The 16,780-nt window shown below is 64.2% G+C and carries 21 protein-coding genes and 1 tRNA gene; 9 read left to right on the top strand and 13 right to left on the bottom strand.

Features of this window, described 5'->3' with window-relative positions; translation table 11 throughout:
* Window positions 1–37: 37 nt before the first annotated feature.
* The 4 genes from QU596_RS11755 to QU596_RS11740 form a co-directional block, all read right to left on the bottom strand.
* Window positions 38–379, bottom strand: coding sequence for a hypothetical protein (locus QU596_RS11755; protein ID WP_308515701.1), 342 nt, complete (start codon window positions 377–379; stop codon window positions 38–40).
* A 5-nt stretch (window positions 380–384) separates the two neighbouring features.
* Window positions 385–1,155 (bottom strand): MauE/DoxX family redox-associated membrane protein, encoded by a 771-nt coding sequence (locus tag QU596_RS11750; protein ID WP_308515700.1) that lies wholly within the window; start codon window positions 1,153–1,155, stop codon window positions 385–387.
* A 78-nt stretch (window positions 1,156–1,233) separates the two neighbouring features.
* Window positions 1,234–1,539 carry a hypothetical protein gene (locus tag QU596_RS11745; protein WP_308515699.1) on the bottom strand — a complete coding sequence of 102 codons (306 nt, stop codon included), beginning with the start codon at window positions 1,537–1,539 and terminating at the stop codon, window positions 1,234–1,236.
* Between the two features lie 45 nt (window positions 1,540–1,584).
* The gene (locus QU596_RS11740; protein ID WP_308515698.1) at window positions 1,585–2,079 is read right to left on the bottom strand and encodes a DNA-deoxyinosine glycosylase; all 495 of its coding nucleotides are present in this window, start codon (window positions 2,077–2,079) and stop codon (window positions 1,585–1,587) included.
* A 24-nt stretch (window positions 2,080–2,103) separates the two neighbouring features.
* Between QU596_RS11740 and QU596_RS11735 the strand changes: the two genes are divergently transcribed.
* Window positions 2,104–3,273, top strand: coding sequence for a glycosyltransferase family 4 protein (locus tag QU596_RS11735; RefSeq protein WP_308515696.1), 1,170 nt, complete (start codon window positions 2,104–2,106; stop codon window positions 3,271–3,273).
* Here the strand turns inward: QU596_RS11735 and QU596_RS11730 are convergent, their stop codons facing one another.
* Window positions 3,274–3,906 (bottom strand): PadR family transcriptional regulator, encoded by a 633-nt coding sequence (locus QU596_RS11730; RefSeq protein ID WP_308515695.1) that lies wholly within the window; start codon window positions 3,904–3,906, stop codon window positions 3,274–3,276.
* A 98-nt stretch (window positions 3,907–4,004) separates the two neighbouring features.
* Here QU596_RS11730 and QU596_RS11725 point away from each other — a divergent pair, with 98 nt between their 5' ends.
* The 6 genes from QU596_RS11725 to QU596_RS11700 all read left to right on the top strand — a co-directional run bounded on the left by QU596_RS11725 (window position 4,005) and on the right by QU596_RS11700 (window position 8,717).
* A complete protein-coding gene (locus QU596_RS11725; protein ID WP_308515694.1) occupies window positions 4,005–5,345 on the top strand; it encodes a replication-associated recombination protein A in 1,341 nt (446 codons plus the stop codon).
* A 30-nt stretch (window positions 5,346–5,375) separates the two neighbouring features.
* Window positions 5,376–6,677, top strand: coding sequence for a mechanosensitive ion channel (locus tag QU596_RS11720; protein WP_308515693.1), 1,302 nt, complete (start codon window positions 5,376–5,378; stop codon window positions 6,675–6,677).
* Window positions 6,677–7,021, top strand: coding sequence for a hypothetical protein (locus QU596_RS11715; RefSeq protein WP_308515692.1), 345 nt, complete (start codon window positions 6,677–6,679; stop codon window positions 7,019–7,021). The genes QU596_RS11720 and QU596_RS11715 overlap by 1 nt, the downstream gene beginning before the upstream one ends.
* On the top strand, window positions 7,018–7,869 hold the full coding sequence (locus tag QU596_RS11710) for a hypothetical protein (protein WP_308515691.1): 852 nt from the start codon (window positions 7,018–7,020) through the stop codon (window positions 7,867–7,869). Before QU596_RS11715 ends, QU596_RS11710 begins: the two co-directional genes overlap by 4 nt.
* Window positions 7,870–7,894: 25 nt before the next feature.
* Window positions 7,895–8,599, top strand: a complete 705-nt coding sequence (locus QU596_RS11705; RefSeq protein ID WP_308515690.1) for a VIT1/CCC1 transporter family protein — start codon at window positions 7,895–7,897, stop codon at window positions 8,597–8,599.
* Between the two features lie 43 nt (window positions 8,600–8,642).
* Window positions 8,643–8,717 (top strand) — tRNA-Thr (locus tag QU596_RS11700).
* A gap of 207 nt (window positions 8,718–8,924) precedes the next feature.
* Here QU596_RS11700 and xth read toward each other — a convergent pair.
* The 3 genes from xth to QU596_RS11685 all read right to left on the bottom strand — a co-directional run bounded on the left by xth (window position 8,925) and on the right by QU596_RS11685 (window position 12,057).
* Entirely contained in the window at window positions 8,925–9,698 is a 774-nt protein-coding gene (gene xth, locus QU596_RS11695; protein WP_337250313.1) for an exodeoxyribonuclease III, read from the bottom strand.
* Between the two features lie 261 nt (window positions 9,699–9,959).
* On the bottom strand, window positions 9,960–11,156 hold the full coding sequence (locus QU596_RS11690) for a threonine synthase (RefSeq protein WP_308515688.1): 1,197 nt from the start codon (window positions 11,154–11,156) through the stop codon (window positions 9,960–9,962).
* A 1-nt stretch (window position 11,157) separates the two neighbouring features.
* Complete coding sequence (locus tag QU596_RS11685; RefSeq protein WP_308515687.1) at window positions 11,158–12,057, bottom strand: cation diffusion facilitator family transporter; 900 nt, start codon at window positions 12,055–12,057, stop codon at window positions 11,158–11,160.
* Window positions 12,058–12,193: 136 nt separating this feature from the next.
* Here QU596_RS11685 and QU596_RS11680 point away from each other — a divergent pair, with 136 nt between their 5' ends.
* Entirely contained in the window at window positions 12,194–14,377 is a 2,184-nt protein-coding gene (locus tag QU596_RS11680; RefSeq protein WP_308515686.1) for a TonB-dependent receptor, read from the top strand.
* A gap of 77 nt (window positions 14,378–14,454) precedes the next feature.
* On the opposite strand, the gene QU596_RS11675 is transcribed toward QU596_RS11680, so the two are convergent.
* The 4 genes from QU596_RS11675 to QU596_RS11660 form a co-directional block, all read right to left on the bottom strand.
* Complete coding sequence (locus tag QU596_RS11675) at window positions 14,455–14,685, bottom strand: hypothetical protein (RefSeq protein WP_308515685.1); 231 nt, start codon at window positions 14,683–14,685, stop codon at window positions 14,455–14,457.
* Complete coding sequence (locus QU596_RS11670; protein ID WP_308515684.1) at window positions 14,685–15,080, bottom strand: PspC domain-containing protein; 396 nt, start codon at window positions 15,078–15,080, stop codon at window positions 14,685–14,687. Before QU596_RS11670 ends, QU596_RS11675 begins: the two co-directional genes overlap by 1 nt.
* 23 nt (window positions 15,081–15,103) lie before the next feature.
* The gene (locus tag QU596_RS11665; protein ID WP_420030982.1) at window positions 15,104–15,721 is read right to left on the bottom strand and encodes a PspA/IM30 family protein; all 618 of its coding nucleotides are present in this window, start codon (window positions 15,719–15,721) and stop codon (window positions 15,104–15,106) included.
* Between the two features lie 148 nt (window positions 15,722–15,869).
* Window positions 15,870–16,007, bottom strand: a complete 138-nt coding sequence (locus QU596_RS11660) for a hypothetical protein (RefSeq protein ID WP_308515682.1) — start codon at window positions 16,005–16,007, stop codon at window positions 15,870–15,872.
* Between the two features lie 222 nt (window positions 16,008–16,229).
* On the opposite strand from QU596_RS11660, the gene QU596_RS11655 reads away from it, so the two are divergent.
* Window positions 16,230–16,442, top strand: coding sequence for a hypothetical protein (locus QU596_RS11655; protein WP_308515681.1), 213 nt, complete (start codon window positions 16,230–16,232; stop codon window positions 16,440–16,442).
* On the opposite strand, the gene QU596_RS11650 is transcribed toward QU596_RS11655, so the two are convergent.
* Window positions 16,415–16,699 carry a DUF3297 family protein gene (locus tag QU596_RS11650; protein ID WP_308515680.1) on the bottom strand — a complete coding sequence of 95 codons (285 nt, stop codon included), beginning with the start codon at window positions 16,697–16,699 and terminating at the stop codon, window positions 16,415–16,417. The two genes, QU596_RS11655 and QU596_RS11650, sit on opposite strands and share 28 nt — an antisense overlap.
* Window positions 16,700–16,780: the final 81 nt, after the last annotated feature.

Here is a 16,780-nt window from a genome sequence, read left to right as displayed (position 1 = left end):
TCAAATTATGCGCGACCAGGGCCGCGCCGGTTCGATGTCAGGCGCGTCGCGGAGGCGGGGTAGCGATTTCGGGGAGGACGCCAATCAGGCGGTCGAAGTGCGGGACGTTCACGCGCAACGAAGTTGCACGGTTGAGCAACGGCTGTGGCGGGTCGGCGGCGGGCAAGGCAGACGCGCACGCCATCGTGCATTCGCCAGGCATCGCCTTGCCGCCGTGCTGAGGATCGCCATTGGGGCAATGCTGGTCGGGCATCGTCATTCCGGCCATCTCAGTCGTTTCGGCCATCGATCGCGCCTGCGCGGCTGCGGGATGCGCCATGCCCAGCGGCAGCAACATCATCGCTAGGAGGACGAACAGACGGATCAGCTTCTGCGGCACGCGGGTCAGATAACGGCTCCCATGCTCAGCATCCAGAGCGCCATGCCGATCATCATCAGGTTTTCGGTCAGGGAGACGAAGCCGAGCGGAACGTTGCTCGATCCCCCGACGCACGCGCATTTGAGCTCCCGCCGGTCAATGTAGACCGCCTTGAACACCGACACCGCACCGATCGTGCCAATGAAGAGCGCGATGGGGATCGATAGCCAATTCAATATCCCTGCAGTCATCAGGATGCCAGCCGCGCCCTCCGCAAATGGATAGACATAGCTGTAGGGCACCCACCGGCGCGCCAGCAGGTCGTAGTTCAGGAACATCGCCGAAAAGCTGCTTACGTTCTGCAGCTTGAGCATAGCCAAAACGGTCATGGAGATGGAAATGAACCAAGGCAGGGCACGGCTTAGTGTGATCTGTCCATCAGCCGCGAAAGCCGCGGCCAGCGCCAGCAGCGCCGTCATGCCAAACAGGGCCACGATGGGCCGATAGCTCGTGGCGTTCGGGTCAACGACAGATTTGCCAAGATAGCGCCGGAGGTCGTCGTAGCCCCCAATTCGCTTCGACCCGACGAAGATTTGCGGTGTCGTCTGGACCCCGTGCTCGGCCTTGAAAGCGTCCGTCTGCTCACGCGTGGCGAGATGATGATCCTCGACCTGGAAGCCCGACCGCTTGAGCAAGTCCAGAGCCTTCAGACCCCAGGGACAAACATGGTGCGGCATCACCATGCGATAAATCCGCGCGGATTTCGCGGTCGTTGGATGATTGGATAAATCGGCCATTACTCGGCTCCTTTCGCCATTGGCCGCCAGTTGTAGCTTCCGTACCATGGTACAGAGTCAAGCATGATTGTGCCGAGGTCAGCCGTCTCGTTCGCTGAGAAAACGCATAAGCTCCGCCAGCGTCGATTCCATCTGGTCCTGCATCTGGCTTACGAGTTCGTTCTCGCGCATGCCGACATGGTCGAGCGGCTTCGAATAGCTGTCCGAAAAAGCCTGCAGGTCAGCCCGGTCGAACACGCCGCGTGCCACCAGCTTGGCAAGGATCACGAGCAGGCCGTTGGTGTTGGCGATCGTCCCCGCAACCAGGGCTTCGTCCACCATCGACAGTCGCTTGTCGCTGTCCTCACCGCCCTCTTCAGGCAACTCTTCTTCGATCTCGGTCACGATGTTCATCATGACGCCAACTACGCGCGGCGCAAGCTGAGGCTCCTACGGCTGAAGGAACGCCGCGAGTAAGCCCCAGTCGCGCGCCTTATCCGCGAATGGCTTGGTATTGGCTGCGCTGGATGACGGCAGGTCGACGAGTTCGACATTGCCCGCGGCGCCAATCAATCTGCGTCCTATGGTCGACGATGCCGCCCCGTTGAAGGCGATCGCGCGGAGTTGCGGGTAATCGGTCAGCAGATGCGCGATCTGATTGTGCTGAGCGTCATGGATGGCTTGGTCGAGGCTGCCAGGCCGGCTGGCCGACGCGACGACATCCCACAAGCCGATTTGTCGCTCGCGCAGCCGCGCCAGCCGGTGGTCATATCTGAGAGCATGGAGATCCTCACCGAGCGCCTGTCCAAGCAGCCGCCAGAACTGGTTGGTCGGATGCGCATAATAATGACGGGCGGCGAGCGAGGCATCGCCCGGCAGGCTACCGAGGATGAAGAGGCGGGCGTCCGGCGCGGCGATCGGCGGCAACCCGTATTTGACGCCCACAAGAAACTCCTACATCCCGCCGCCGTGCATGCCAGCGACCTCCGCGTGGCCCTGTTTTCGGGCAATTACAATTACGTCCGCGACGGCGCCAACCAGGCGCTCAACCGGCTGGTCGGGTACCTGTTGCGGCAAGGCGTGCAGGTGCGCGTTTATTCGCCCATGGTCGAGCATCCGGCCTTTCCGGCAACGGGCGACCTTGTCGATGTCCCCGCAGTACCGATCCCGGGTCGTGAGGAATATCGCTTTCCGCTATGGCTGACGCCGCGGGTGAAACGGGACCTCGAAGCATTCAATCCCAACGTCGTGCACGTTTCCAGCCCCGACATCTCGGGGCATCGCGCGGTAAGCTGGGCGCGGAAGCGCAAGATCGCGGTGGTCGCCTCGGTTCACACCCGCTTCGACACCTACCTTGCTTATTATCATCTGCAGGCGCTGGAGCCGCTCGCGCGCGGGCTGATGCGGCGCTTCTATCATCGCTGCGAGGTGGTGCTGGCCCCCGCGGAATCGACCGCGGCGATCCTCCGCGCGCAGCGGATGAACCGCGACATCGCGATGTGGACGCGCGGTATCGACCGTGAGCAGTTCAATCCCGAACGCCGCGACATGGCATGGCGACGCTCGCTCGGCATTGCCGACGACGAGATGGTCATCGCCTTTCTCGGCCGGGTGGTCATGGAGAAAGGGCTCGACGTCTTCGCGGATGCGATCCATGCGTTCGAGCCGCTCGGCCTGAAGCATCGCGTACTGGTGATCGGCGAAGGCCCGGCCCGCCCGTGGTTCGCGGAGCAACTCCCGCAGGCCATTTTCCTAGGCGAACAGACCGGAACCGACCTTGCGCGGGCATTGGCAAGCTCCGACCTGCTGCTGAATCCGAGCATTACCGAAGCATTCGGCAACGTTACATTGGAAGCAATGGCCTGCGGGCTGCCGGTCCTTGCCGCAGAGTCGAGCGGTGCCACCAATATTGTGCAGCCGGGGCGGACGGGAACCCTGGTCGACGGGACCGAGCCGGAGGAATTTGCCGCTGCCCTCGCGGGCTATGCGCAAGATCCCGAATTGCGGCACCGCCACGGTCAGGCCGGGCTCGAATATGCCAAGACGATGGACTGGGACACGATCAATTCAGCGGTGATCCGTGCCTACAAGCACGCCATCGTGAAACGTGAGCGCCTGACGCGGATCACCGGAAAGTAGCTATTTCACGCGTTCGATGCGCTGGGCCGCTTCGTCCAGGATCGCCGCAATTTCGTGCAGCAGATCATCGTCGAGCCCGTCGCGGCCAACACGATGGCGGAGCGCGGTCATCAAATTCTTCACCGCGCGGCCGATGGCCGGCCCGGCGTTCGATCCCTCAGCCGGCTTGAGATCGCCAAGGCGGGCAAGCAGCCCCTCGATTTCTTCCGCGCGCTCTTCGAGATGCGCCCGACCTTCGCTGGTGATCTGGAAGGGCTTGCGCGCGCCCTCGCCTGGCGCTTCCTCGATCAGCCCCATGTCCTGCAGCAGGGTGAGCGTTGGATAAACCACGCCGGGGCTGGGCGCATATTCGCCGCCGGTGAGTTCCTCGATGGCGCGGATGAGGTCGTAGCCGTGGCGCGGCTCGTCGGCGATCAGCTTGAGCAGCACCAGCCGCAGTTCGCCGCCTTCGAACATGCGCCGGGCACGCCGACCCCGGCCGCGTCCACCCGGGCCGCCTTCGTCGCCGAAGTCGAAGTTGAACGGACCCCAGCTGCCTTGCCACCCGCGTCCGCCCCGCATGGCCATCAGGCCTTCAGGCAGATTGATTTCGAACCGGCCTCGCGGGCCGCACCCATGATGACGATGTCGCATCGATGTTTCTCCTTTTGATGTAGCTTAGATATATCTTAGTAACATCTTCGACAAGGCGCCTTGTGCATATTTTCGTGCGGGGCCTATGGGAAAGGCCGATGGCCGACCTGTTTGCCGACGAAGAACTGCAGCAACGCGAGGCGGAAGCGACGCAGGCCGGCGCACCGCTCGCCGACCGGCTACGGCCGAGAACACTCGGCGAAGTTGTAGGACAGGAGCATCTGACGGGCCCTGAAGGCGCCATCGGCCGGATGGTTTCGGCGGGCCGGCTGGCGTCGATGATCCTGTGGGGGCCGCCCGGCACCGGCAAGACGACGATCGCGCGGCTGCTCGCCGGCGCGGTCGGCATGCGGTTCGTCGCCATCTCCGCGGTGTTCTCAGGCGTCGCGGACCTGAAGAAGGTGTTCGCCGAAGCGCAGACCGCCGCCAGGGCCGGGCAGCACACGCTGCTATTTGTCGACGAGATCCACCGCTTCAACCGCGCCCAGCAGGACGGCTTCCTGCCGTTCGTTGAGAACGGCACCGTGACGCTGGTCGGTGCGACGACCGAAAATCCGAGCTTCGAGATCAACGCGGCCCTCCTGTCGCGCTGCCAGGTTCTCATCCTCCGCCGGCTCGATCATGCCGCGCTCGACGAACTGGTGAAGCGCGCCGAAACGCTCGAGAACCGCGCGCTGCCAGTCACCGCTGAAGCGCGCGATGCGCTGATCGCCAGTGCCGACGGCGACGGTCGCTTTCTTCTCAATCAGGTCGAGACCCTTTTCTCCGTCGAGCTTGAGCAGCCGCTCGCTCCGGCCGAGCTCAGCGACCTGCTCAACCGCCGCGTGCCCGTCTACGACAAGGATCGCGAGGGTCATTACAACCTCATCTCCGCGCTGCACAAAAGCATCCGCGGTTCCGATCCGCAGGCCGCGCTATATTATCTTGCGCGGATGCTCGTCGCCGGAGAGGAGCCGCTATACTTGCTGCGCCGGCTGACCCGCGCGGCCGTGGAGGACATCGGCATGGCCGACCCCAACGCACTCGTGCAATGCCTGGCCGCCAAGGACATGTACGACTTCCTCGGCTCGCCCGAGGGCGAGATCGGCATCGCGCAGGCGTGCCTCTATCTGGCGACGGCACCCAAATCGAATGCGACCTACGTGGCGCAGAAGTCGGCATGGCGGAGCGCCAAGGATACTGGCTCGCTGATGCCGCCGATGCACATCCTCAACGCGCCGACGAAGCTGATGAAGAATGTCGGCTACGGCAAAGGCTATGCCTACGATCATGATGCGGACGAGGGTTTCTCAGGCCAGGATTACTGGCCCGAAGAAATGGAGCCGCAGCAATTTTACCAGCCGACCGACCGCGGCTTCGAGGCTCGGGTGAAAGAGCGGCTGGACTATTGGCAGCAACGGCGACAGCAATTGCAACAAAGCGAAGATGACGCGGGTTAACCGCGCACGCATTCCGGAGGGAGCACCGCCATGTACGACACCAGCGCCTATTGGCAGGCCCAGATGATGAACTGGGGCCCCAAGATCCTGATCGCCATCCTGATCCTGATCGCGACCTACATCGTCGCGCGCACGGTCAAATGGATCATCCAGAAAGCGATCGACCGCACGCCGGCGCTCCGCAAGCACATGACCGGCTCGCCCGATGAAACCGTCGGCCATCAGCTGGGCACCATAGCCAAGTTGATCATCTGGCTGGTCGGCATTCTGGCCGCCCTGCAGTTCCTCGGCTTCGCGCAAATCCTCGCACCCATCAACGAGCTGGTGACGGCGATCTTCGCCTTCCTGCCCAAGCTGATCGGCGCCGGGCTTATCTTCTTCATCGGCCTGATCGTCGCGCGGATCGTGCGCCGACTGACCGAAACGGTGCTTATCGCCGCGAACGTCGACGGACTGCTTGCGCGCGTCGGTATCGGCTCGACCGAAGGCACCGTCCGCACCTCGCCGGACGCGGTTCCGGCCGGCACGACGCCCGGATCGACCCGCGCCAGCCTTGCCCGTGCGGGTGGTGTGCTTGTCTACGCCCTGATCATCATTCCCGTCGCCATCGCGGCGCTGCAGGTTCTGGGAGTCGAGGCCATTTCCGGCCCGGCGATCACCATGCTCAACGAGATCCTGGCCGCGATCCCTCGCGTCCTCGCGGCAGCGCTGTGGATCGGCATAGCCTTCGTCGCGGCACGGTTCCTGAAGACGATCATCGAAGCCATCCTGCCGCCAACCGGCTTCGACGACGCAATCCGCTCGACCGGCGTCCTTCCCGCGAGCGCCTTCCCCTCGCGGATCGTCGCCAACATCGCGATGGTCGCGATCATCCTCGCCGCCTCGATCGAAGCGGCCAAGCAGCTTGGCGGCGGAACGATCGCCATCTTCCTCGCGCAGGTGACCGAGCTTGGCGGCAAGGTCATCTTCGGGTCGCTGATCATCGTCGTCGGCATCTTCCTCGCGCGGATCATCGCCAACCTCGTCGGCAGCGGCACCGGCGAAGGCGGCTATGCCCAGACGGTCGTCCGCTACGCGATCATTGCGTTGTTTACGGCGATCGGCCTGACCTTCATGGGCCTGGCTGACCAGATCGTGATGATGGCGTTCGGCCTGATCCTCGGCTCGGCAGCTGTGGCCACGGCGATTGCGTTCGGGCTCGGTGGGCGTGACGCCGCCGCACGGATGCTCGAGCAATGGACCGATCAGGGACCGCCGCCGGTTCGCCCAGCGCCGCCGAAGCGTCTGCGCAGCACGCCGCCGCCGTCCGACGAGCAGCCGCCGCTGGTCTGATGACCTGGGATGATGCGGTTGCCTTTGCGCTGACCCTGCCAGGCACCGAATTGGGAGCCAGCTACGGCCGCCCAGCGGTCAAGGCGACCGCAAGCGGCCGCAGCTTTCTGTCTACCGGCCATGAACCAGACACGTCGTTCGTGCTCGCAATCGACCGTGGCACGATAGAACTGCTGAAGGAAACTGACCCCGACACCTTCTGGCAGACCTCGCACTACGAAGGCTGGGACGCCGTTCTTGTCCGTTACAACAGCGCCGACGACGAGCGGGTTCGCGAAACGATCGAACGCGCCAGAGATTGGGTTGCGGCGAAACCCAAGGCGCGGCCGCGAAAGAAGAAGTGAACCGTTTTTCCGCCTACGTCGCGATCGATTGGTCCGGCGCGAAGGGCAAACGGCACAAGGGCATCGCCATCGCAGAAGCGCGGGGCGATGCCGCGCCGCGGCTGATCCGGCCCGGGCATGTCTGGTCGCGCGTCGAAGTTGCCGACTGGCTGCTGCGGCAGGCGGCGAAGGAGCCGACGCTGTTTGGCTTCGACTTCAGCTTCGCTCCACCCATCGTCGAGCGCGGGGAATATCTCATTGGCGAGCCCGATGTGCCGAAGACCGCGCGCGAATTCTGGGCCTATGTCGATCATCGTTGCGATGACGAGGACCTCGGCGCCGCGAGCTTCCTGGAACTCGCACATCGCCGTCATTTCTATTTCGGTATCGCCGATGGAGTGAAGGCCGACTTCGTCCGCTTTCGCCAATGCGACGCGCGCCTGAACGCGCAGGGCGGGCGCAAGACGGCCAGCGCTTATGATGCCATCGGCGCCGCGCAGGTCGCCAAGGCCAGCTTCGCAGGAATGCGCCTTCTCCATCGTCTCGACGGCAAGGTGGCGATTTGGCCAATGGACCCGCTGCCGGCCGGACGCAGCGCCATCGTCGAGATTTATACGCGGATATATCTTCGCCGCGCCGGGCTGACTGGCGTGAAGCTTCGCAGCCGCGCTGATCTCAACCTCGCGCTGAAGGGTCTCGGCAGTCCGCCCGCCCGCTTGCGCTTCGAGCCGAACGATCATCAAACCGATGCGCTAGTCACCGCCGCGGGCATGCGCCAGCTTGCCCAAACCGAGCCTCGTGCGTTCGATCCGGACGGCCTGACACCCGCAATTGCAGAAGCCGAAGGCTGGACATTCGGCGTGACTTGAGGCGCTATCTCGACGCGAGGTGACCATGGACGAGACGAAGTTTCACCCGGAGCGGCATCAGGTCGAACGCATCGGCTGGCTGCGCGCCGCAGTGCTCGGCGCCAACGACGGCATTGTCTCGACCGCCAGCCTGATCGTCGGCGTCGCCGCCGCCGCTTCGGGCAAGAGCGAGATTCTTCTCGCAGGGGTCGCCGGCCTTGTGGCGGGCGCCATGTCGATGGCTGCCGGCGAATATGTGTCGGTGAGTTCGCAGGCGGACACCGAGACTGCGGATCTCCGGCGCGAGGAAGCGGAGCTTAAGGCGAACCCGGCGTTCGAACATGCCGAACTGGCCAACATCTATCGCGGACGCGGCCTCGATCAGGAGACTGCGGACAAGGTTGCCACGCAGTTGATGGTCCATGATGCGCTGGGCACGCATGCGCGGGATGAGCTCAGCATCACGCACGTGACCACGGCCCGCCCGATCCAGGCCGCGATTACCTCCGCGTTGACGTTCACGACTGGAGCCGCACTCCCCTTGGCTGCCGCTTGGTTGTCCCCGACCGGCCAGCCGATGATCGTAGCCGTGTCGGTCGCATCGCTGATCTTCCTCGCGATCCTCGGCGCGGTCGGCGCGAAGGCCGGCGATGCACCGATCGGCAAGGCCATGCTGCGAGTCGCCTTCTGGGGCGCTGCGGCGATGGCGGTAACGGCCGGCATCGGCCGACTCGTCGGCACCGCGGTCTGAAGGGCTGGACGTTCGCCGCCTCATGAAGCAAACGGCGCGCGGCGCCGGCTTAGCACAGTGGTAGTGCAGCGGTTTTGTAAACCGAAGGTCGGGGGTTCAAATCCCTCAGCCGGCACCATTTTTCCAGATCATCCACAGAGTCGCGCACCGATCCACGCACAGTTATCTGCAGTGGCGCGTACGAATCCGCTGGAACGAACGGCCCTTTCGGCTATTTAGAAAATTGTGTTTCGGAGACTTCGGTCAAAGAAACATGGAACCCCGCCAACTTCGGTTGGCGGGGTTTACGCGTTTATGGGCCCAGCGACTTCTCGCGGCCAGACTCTCAAAGCTTGAGTTCGACCCACATCGGCCCGTGGTCGCTGGTCTTCTCCCAGCCGCGCGGCGTGCGATCGACGCCAGCCTTCTTCAGCTTCTTGGCCAGTGGCGGACTAAGCAGCGCATGGTCGATGCGGATGCCGGCATCCCGCTCGAACGAATTCCGCCAGTAATGCCAGAAGGTATAGATCCGTTCGTCCGGATGCGTCTTCCGCAGCGCGTCGGTCCATCCCTGTTCGACCAGCTCGCGAAACTTCTCGCGGGCGGCAGGCGCGAACAAGGCGTCCTTTTTCCACCGTTCCGGCTTGTAGACGTCCTCGTCAGTAGGGATGATGTTGTAATCGCCGATCAGCATCGCGGGTACTTCCCCGTCGATCAAATCCTGGGCATACGCCTTGAGCGCGTCGAGCCAGGCCAGCTTGTAGTCGAACTTCGGCCCCGGCTGCGGATTGCCGTTGGGGGCATACATGTTGCCGACGAGAATGCCGCAGATCGCGGCCTCGATGTAGCGACTCTGCTCAAGGTTCGGATCGGCCGGCAATGCGCGCCGCGTCTCCACCGGCCTTCCCACCTTCGACAGCAATGCCACGCCGTTCCACGCGCGCTGGCCATGCCAGATCGCGGAATAGCCGAGCGCCTCGATCGCCGCCGCCGGAAAGGCGTCGTCGGTGCACTTGAGTTCCTGCAGGCCGACGATGTCCGGCTGAAACTCCTTCAGCCAGCGCTCGAGCACCGCAAATCGAGAGTTGATGCCGTTGATGTTGTAGCTCGCGATTCGCAGGGTCTTGGCCATGGGACGGGAACGCCGGACTCGCATTTCGGTCGCAGATTCCCGAGTCGCGGCAGGATTCACAGGCTTATCCACCGATTCGCCCTCAGATACCGTGTGCTCGACTGCGAATATGACTCGCCAGCGTCCGAATCCCTGCTAAACAGAGACTGTGTTTCGGAGACTTCGGTCAAAGAAACATGGAACCCCGCCAACTTCGGTTGGCGGGGTTTACTCGTTTCTGGGCTCCGCGAATTCGCGCGCGCCCTTGAACTAGAGCGCGGCCGGGTCCGCTTCCGCCAGCTTCAGCGTCTTCGACCGGTCCGGGAGCGGATATTTGTTGCCGTTGGCACAGTTGAAAAGCAGCACGCGCTCGTCCTTGCCGATCAAGCCCGCGCCCAGCGCCTTGCGCCACGCCGCGAGCACCGCGCCGCCTTCCGGACAGAGCAGAAACCCGTCGTCCCGCGCCGCATCTTCAACCGCCTGCTGGATAGCATCTTCCGCCACCGCAATGCCGGCGCCGCCACTCTCGCGCACCGCGCGCAGGATCAGGAAGTCGCCGACCGCCTTCGGCACGCGAATGCCCGTGGCGACGGTCGCCGCATGCTCCCACCGCTCCGCGAACTCGTTGCCCTGCTCGAAGGCGCGGACGATCGGCGCGCAGCCTTCGGCCTGCACCGCATACATGCGCGGCCGCTTCGATCCGATCAGGCCGACCGCTTCCAGTTCATCGAATGCCTTCCACATGCCGATCAAACCGGTGCCGCCGCCGGTCGGGTAGAAGATCGCGTCCGGGACTTCCCAGCCGAGCTGTTCGACGAGCTCGAAGCCCATCACCTTCTTGCCCTCGAGGCGATACGGCTCCTTCAGCGTCGAGCAGTCGAACCACAGCCCGGCAGCCGCGCCCTTCCCGACCAGCGCGCCGCATTCGTCGATCTGCCCATCGGCGACATAGACCCGAGCGCCATAGGCGGCGGTCTCGGTGACATTGATTTCCGGCGTTTCGGCGGGGCAGATCACCACCGTCTCGATCCCCGCCCGCGCGCCGTAAGCCGCCAGCGCCGCACCGGCATTGCCATTGGTCGGCATGGCAATCTTCTCGACCCCGAACTGGCGCGCCATCGTGACCGCCATCGCCAGCCCGCGCGCCTTGAACGATCCGGTCGGCAGCCGCCCCTCATCCTTGACGAGCAGATTGGAAGCGCCCGCTTTTGCCGCAATATTCGGCAACGCAACAATCGGCGTTTCGATCTCGCCCAGGCTGACCGGGGCGCCATCGTTCGGTAGCAACTCGCGCCACTTCCACATGCCTGGCTCACGCGCTGCCACATCCTCGCGCGTCAGCGCCCGCTTTGCCGCTTCGAGATCGTACCGCACCAGCAGCGGCTTCCCCGCGCGCGACAGATTGTGGACATGCCCGGCTTCGTAGCGCTCACCGGTCAGCGAGCATTCGAGATGCGTGACATTCACCCTAACAATCCTCCGTCTCGCAATTCCCGCCGCCCGCGTGCCCGCGCTCAACCTGCAGGGTGCAATGTTCGATGTGGAAACGATGGTGCAGCATGTGCTGCGCTGCGTTGATCAGCTCGTCGGCCGAGCCCGAAGGCTGAACCATATGTGCCGTCAGCGCCGTCTCGGTCGTGCTTAGCGGCCAGATGTGCACGTGATGCACGTCCGCGACACCGGGCAACTCGGCCAGCGCGGCTTCTACCTCATCCGTGTCGATGCCGCTCGGAACGCCGGCCAGGGACATCCACACCGATTCCTTGAGCAGGCCGATGCTGCCCCACAGGATGACGACGGCAACGGCGAGGCTCATCACCGGGTCGACCCAGCGCTGCCCTGTCCACAGGATGACGAAGCCCGAGAAGACGACGGCCAGCGACACCAAAGCGTCCGACAGCATGTGCAGGTAAGCCCCGCGGACATTGATGTCGCCGTGCTGATCCTTGGAGAAGAACCAGGCGGTCAGTCCGTTGATGACGATGCCGACGGCCGCGACCGCGATCACATATTCGCCATTGGTGTTCGATGGATGGAACAGCCGGCGTATCGCCTCGGCGCCGATCGCGCCCACCGCAACGAGCAGGAACAGCGAATTGATCAGCGCCGACAAAATGGACGCCTTCTTGAGCCCATAGGTGAACCGCGGCGTCGCGGACTTGCGCGCCATCGTTGCACCGGCCCAGGCGACCACTAGGCCTAGCACGTCCGACAGATTGTGACCGGCGTCGGCCACGAGGGCCATCGAATTGGCGTAGAAGCCGTAAAAGGCCTCGATGATTACGAACGCCGTGTTCAGCCCGATGCCGATAGCGAACGCTTTGCCGGGCTGCGCTGGCGCATGATGATGGTGATGGTCGTGCGCCATGCCTCGACCCTAGCCGAGCCCCGCCGCGAAACTCAAACCACCGCTTATCGAAAAGCAGGCACATTTCACCAACCGTTCACCTTGCGATAATATATCATTCGCTCTAGCCGCGACGAAACCCCGCGACAGGATCATCATGAAATTGCCAATCGGGCTGCTGACCACGGCAGCCGTTTTCGTTCCCGCCACCGCAATAGCTCAGCAAGCCTCGGCCCCGGCCACCGCGGCGATCGTGGACCACGGAGACCATGGCGGCGCCGGAGCCGCCGACGAAGCGCCACCGACACCAGGGACCGCTGCCGGCGCACATGAAGACGAAGATCAGGCGATCGTCATCACCGGCACCAAGCGCCGCGCCGGAGACGTGCTCGGCAATGTGTCAGTGCTTGATGCGGAAGAGCTGGCTCACGATTTGAAGCCCAGCATCGGCGACACACTGGCCGATCTTCCCGGCGTCAGCGCAAGCAGCTTCGGGCCATCATCGTCGCGACCGATCCTCCGCGGCGAGCAGGGTGAGCGCGCTCCAATCCTTGTCGACGGCATCGGCAGCCTCGACCTGTCAGCGTCCGACCCCGACCATGCCGTCACGATCAATCCGCTCACGGCAGAACGCATCGAGGTCCTGCACGGACCGGGGGCATTGCTCTACGCACCGTCGGCCGTCGCCGGCGTCGTCAACGTGATCGACGGCCGTATCCCGCGCCGCCACCCGGATGAGGTCGATGGCGACGTGCTGCTCAACTACGGCAGCGCAGCGAATGAGCGCTCAGCCAACGCCGGCATCGACGCCCCGCTCGGCAAGAAGTTCGTCGCCCACGTCGACGGCGCCTATTCCAAATATGACGATCTGCACGTTGGCGGGTATTTGTTGTCCGAGCCGCTGCGCAAGCAGGCGCTCGCCAGCACCGATCCGGACATCCGCGCGCTGGCCGATCTCAAGGGCAAATTGCCCAATACCTCAGGACGCACGGATGATGCCGCCGCCGGCGTGGCTTACGTCGACGGCGACTGGAACGTCGGACTGTCCGTCAGCCACCACGACTCAAAGTACGGCGTGCCGATCCGCTTCTCGCTCGACCCTGCGGTCGAAGCCGAAGCGCCAACGATCGATGCGCACCAAAACCGCCTCGACGCGCGCGTGAACGCCCCGATTGGCGGCTTCTTCAAGCTGTTCGAATTCCGCGGCGGCTTATCCAAATATCATCACGCCGAACTCGATCCGAGCGGCGCGGTCGGGACACGATTTTATTCCAACGGCGGCGAAATGCGCGCCGACCTCGTGCAGACCGAGCGCGGCGGTTGGGGCGGCACGACGGGTGTCCAGTATCTCAGCCAGGACGCGCGCATCCGCGGCGACGAGAAGTATCTTCCCGACAGCCGTAAGAAGAACGTCGGCCTGTTCACCGTCCAGTCGATCGAGGCGGGCAAGGTGCGGCTGGAAGCCGCCGGCCGCGTCGACTTCGCAGACCTGACGGCGAAATCCGACCCCCTGATCGCAGGCCTGGTGGCGGACGCAGGCTCAAACAGCCTCGTCGGCACCGTCCCGTTCAGCCGAAAATTCACTGCGGTGTCCGGTTCCGTCGGCGCGAACTACGAATTCCTGCCGGGATGGCGCGCAGGCCTGTCGATCTCGCACAGCGAACGGGCCCCCTCGATCGGCGAGCTATATGCCTTCGGCCCGCACGGGGGCAGCGAACAGTTCATCATCGGGGACCCGAACCTGAAGCTGGAACGGAGCAACGGCGCGGAACTCAGCCTGCACCGCACCGTGGGACCGGTGCACATCCAGGGCAGCGTCTATTACAGCCGCTTCTCCAACTTCATCTTCCAGGCGCCGACCGGCGCGATCGAGGACGGCCTGCCGGTTTACGATCACCTCCAGGGCAAGGCGAAATATTACGGCTTTGAGCTGGAGAGCGATGTCAAGTTCGGCAAGGCGCTCGGCATCGACTGGGGCGGTGAAATCACCACCGACGCGGTGCGTGCGAAGATCAAGGGCTTCGGCAATGCGCCCGAAATTCCCCCCTTCCGCGTCCTGGCCGGCCTGACCGGCACGCGCGGCCAGGTCGACGGACGCATCGAAGTCGAGCGCACCTCGTCGCAGAACAAGGCCGCACCAAACGAAACGACGACGCCCGGCTACACGCTCGTCAATGCGTCGTTCGACTGGCACCCCTATGCCGCCAACCCGGAGCTGACCTTATCGCTGACCGCCAACAACATTTTCGATGTCGAAGCGCGGCGACATGCCAGCGACCTCAAAGATTATGCCCCGCTCGCCGGACGCGACATCCGTCTCACCGCGCGGCTAGGCTTCTAAACGGAGAGTGGCCCGGCGTTTCCGCCGGGCCACCGGGTTGCGCGCCAGGAAGCGGCGGCGCGCTGGGGACTGATGCCTTAGATATCGATGCCGGCGGCGATCGCTTCGAGCTTGCGGACGCGTTCGCGCAGGTCCGCCATCTCGATCCGCCCGGTCGCTGGCGGGAGGGCGCGGTCACCCACCGTATGCGCCAGCTCCAGCTTCTTCAGCTCTAGCCAGCCGCCCCAGGCCTTGAGCCCCGCCCAGCTGGCGGCGGCAACGCCAGTCAATCCGCTTGCGGCAATCACGGCCATGCTCAGCAGTTCCATCACTTTTCCTCCTGCCGGAGCGCTTCGATCTCGCGCGCCAGCTCATCGTTCTGGCTGTTGATGTGATGATCGATCGCCATCAGGCGGCGGTCGGTCTCGTCCAGCTCGGTGCGCATCGCGTGCACCGTCGGGCTGCGGCGGCGGGCGACCTCATCCATCCGGTCGAAGTCGCTCATCCGGCGGTCAGTGCGGTCCGCTTTGCGCTTCTGCATGACCAGGTAGATGCCGGCCGCCGCGTAGGCGATCAGGGTCAGCTTGAAGCTGACGAAGATGGCCAGGGCGACGAAGCCCAGGCGGACGAACGTCGGATCCACGCCGGTCATCGCCCCGATCGTCGACGCAACGCCGGCGATCTTCGCGTCCTTGCGGTCGAGCGAATATGGGTAGCGGGCCATCGTCATAATCCCCTTTTCCTTTTTCAGTTCGCGCGGCTTTTCAGCGCCGCTTTCATGGCTTCCAGCTCGGCGCCGATCTTCTCGTCGGCTTTCAGCTGGTCGATTTCGTCTTCGAGGCTGGTGATCCCCAGCGCATCGCAACGCCCTTCGGCGAAGTCGGCGCGGCGCTCGAGCAGCTCGAACTTGGCGAAGGCGTCCGCGGTGCGGCTGCCGTGCATCAGCTCGCGGGCCTTGGCGCGGGTCACCGCGCTTTCGAACCGCGCGGCGATCGCGTTCTGGCGAGCGCGGGCTTCGCGGAGCTTGCCCTGAAGCTTGGCGATGTCGGCTTCGTAGCCGCGCAGCACCTGCTCCATGTCGTTCAGCTCGCTGCGGATGCCGTCGGCCATTTCGCCCGCCTTCTGCCGCTCGACCAACGCTGCCTTGGCCAGGTCCTCACGGTCCTTGCTCAGCGCCAGCTCGGCCTTGCCGGTCCAGTCGGCCTGCAGGTCGTCCAGCCGGCTGACCGCGCGCCGCATCTCCTTGATGTCGGCGATCGATCGGGCCGCGGTGGCGCGAACTTCGACCAAAGTCTCTTCCATCTCCAGGATGATCATGCGGATCATCCGGGCGGGATCCTCGGCGCGGTCCAGCAGGTCCGCCATGTTCGCCGCGAAGATGTCGCGAGCGCGGCTGAACACGGGGCCGTTGAGCCAACCGGCAACCGGGGCAAAACGTCCGCTGTTCGGCGCGCTCTCGACCTCGATCAGGCGAGGCGTGCGTGCAGGGACCTTGGCTTCGAGGATCTCAAGTTCAGGCATTGATGGAAACTTTCACAGGGTTGGCATTCGCCTGGGCCGGACCGACGGCAGCACCGATGGCGATCGTGCTCATGAAGAGCGCGGCGGCCAGCGCCGTAAGGGTGCGGGTGAATTGCGACTGCGACGACATTGGTAATCTCCCTTTTCTCGACCGCGTTTGCTGTGCGGCTCGATGCATCATGCTAATCAAGGAGCGTGCCAATCCCGGAAATCTGCGGAAAATCATCTGTCAGCGAGTTGGGTGGCGGAATTTCCCAACCAACAGTTGGTGGCGAATCCCACGCAATGGTTGGGAACATTCACCGCACCCGGCGCGTCGAACCGCAAAGCAGTTTTACGAAGGAGTGTAGTGATGTTGGGTAAGCTTGCAGGCGCGTGGCTGGGCGAAAAGCTGGCCGGTCCGAACCGCGGCACCAAGGGCGCAATCATCGGCTATGGCGCGGCCGCGCTGGCACGGCGCAGCTTTCCCGCCCTGGCGGCGATCACGCTTGGCGGCTGGGCCTTCCGGAAGTTCCGCGACCGCCGTCGCGGCGACGGCTATTCCTCGGAGGCGTCGCCGTCCTGAGCGGCGCCCGCGTCTTCATAATAAGGGGCGACTTCGCCCTTTAGCTTGATCGTCATCGGCTGTCCGAACCGGTCGCGGCTCTTGCCGGCCGCGACGCGGATCCATCCCTCGGACACGCTATATTCGATGACGTTGGTCTTTTCCTGACCGTTGAACTTGATGCCAACCCCGCGACTGAGCAGCGCCTCGTCATAATGCTCGCTCCGAGGATCGAGCGAGAGGCGGTCGGGCGGGGTGTCGGTCTGAGTGTCGGCCATGCGGCAGCGGCTACCGGCTTTCCGGTCGCCGGGTCAACCAGCAGCTATGTCCGTTCGACCAACGGTGTCGCCGGCCATTGC

The organism is Sphingomonas flavescens (assembly GCF_030866745.1).
Lineage (GTDB): Bacteria > Pseudomonadota > Alphaproteobacteria > Sphingomonadales > Sphingomonadaceae > Sphingomicrobium > Sphingomicrobium flavescens.
This window is presented reverse-complemented; position numbering and strand designations above follow the sequence as displayed.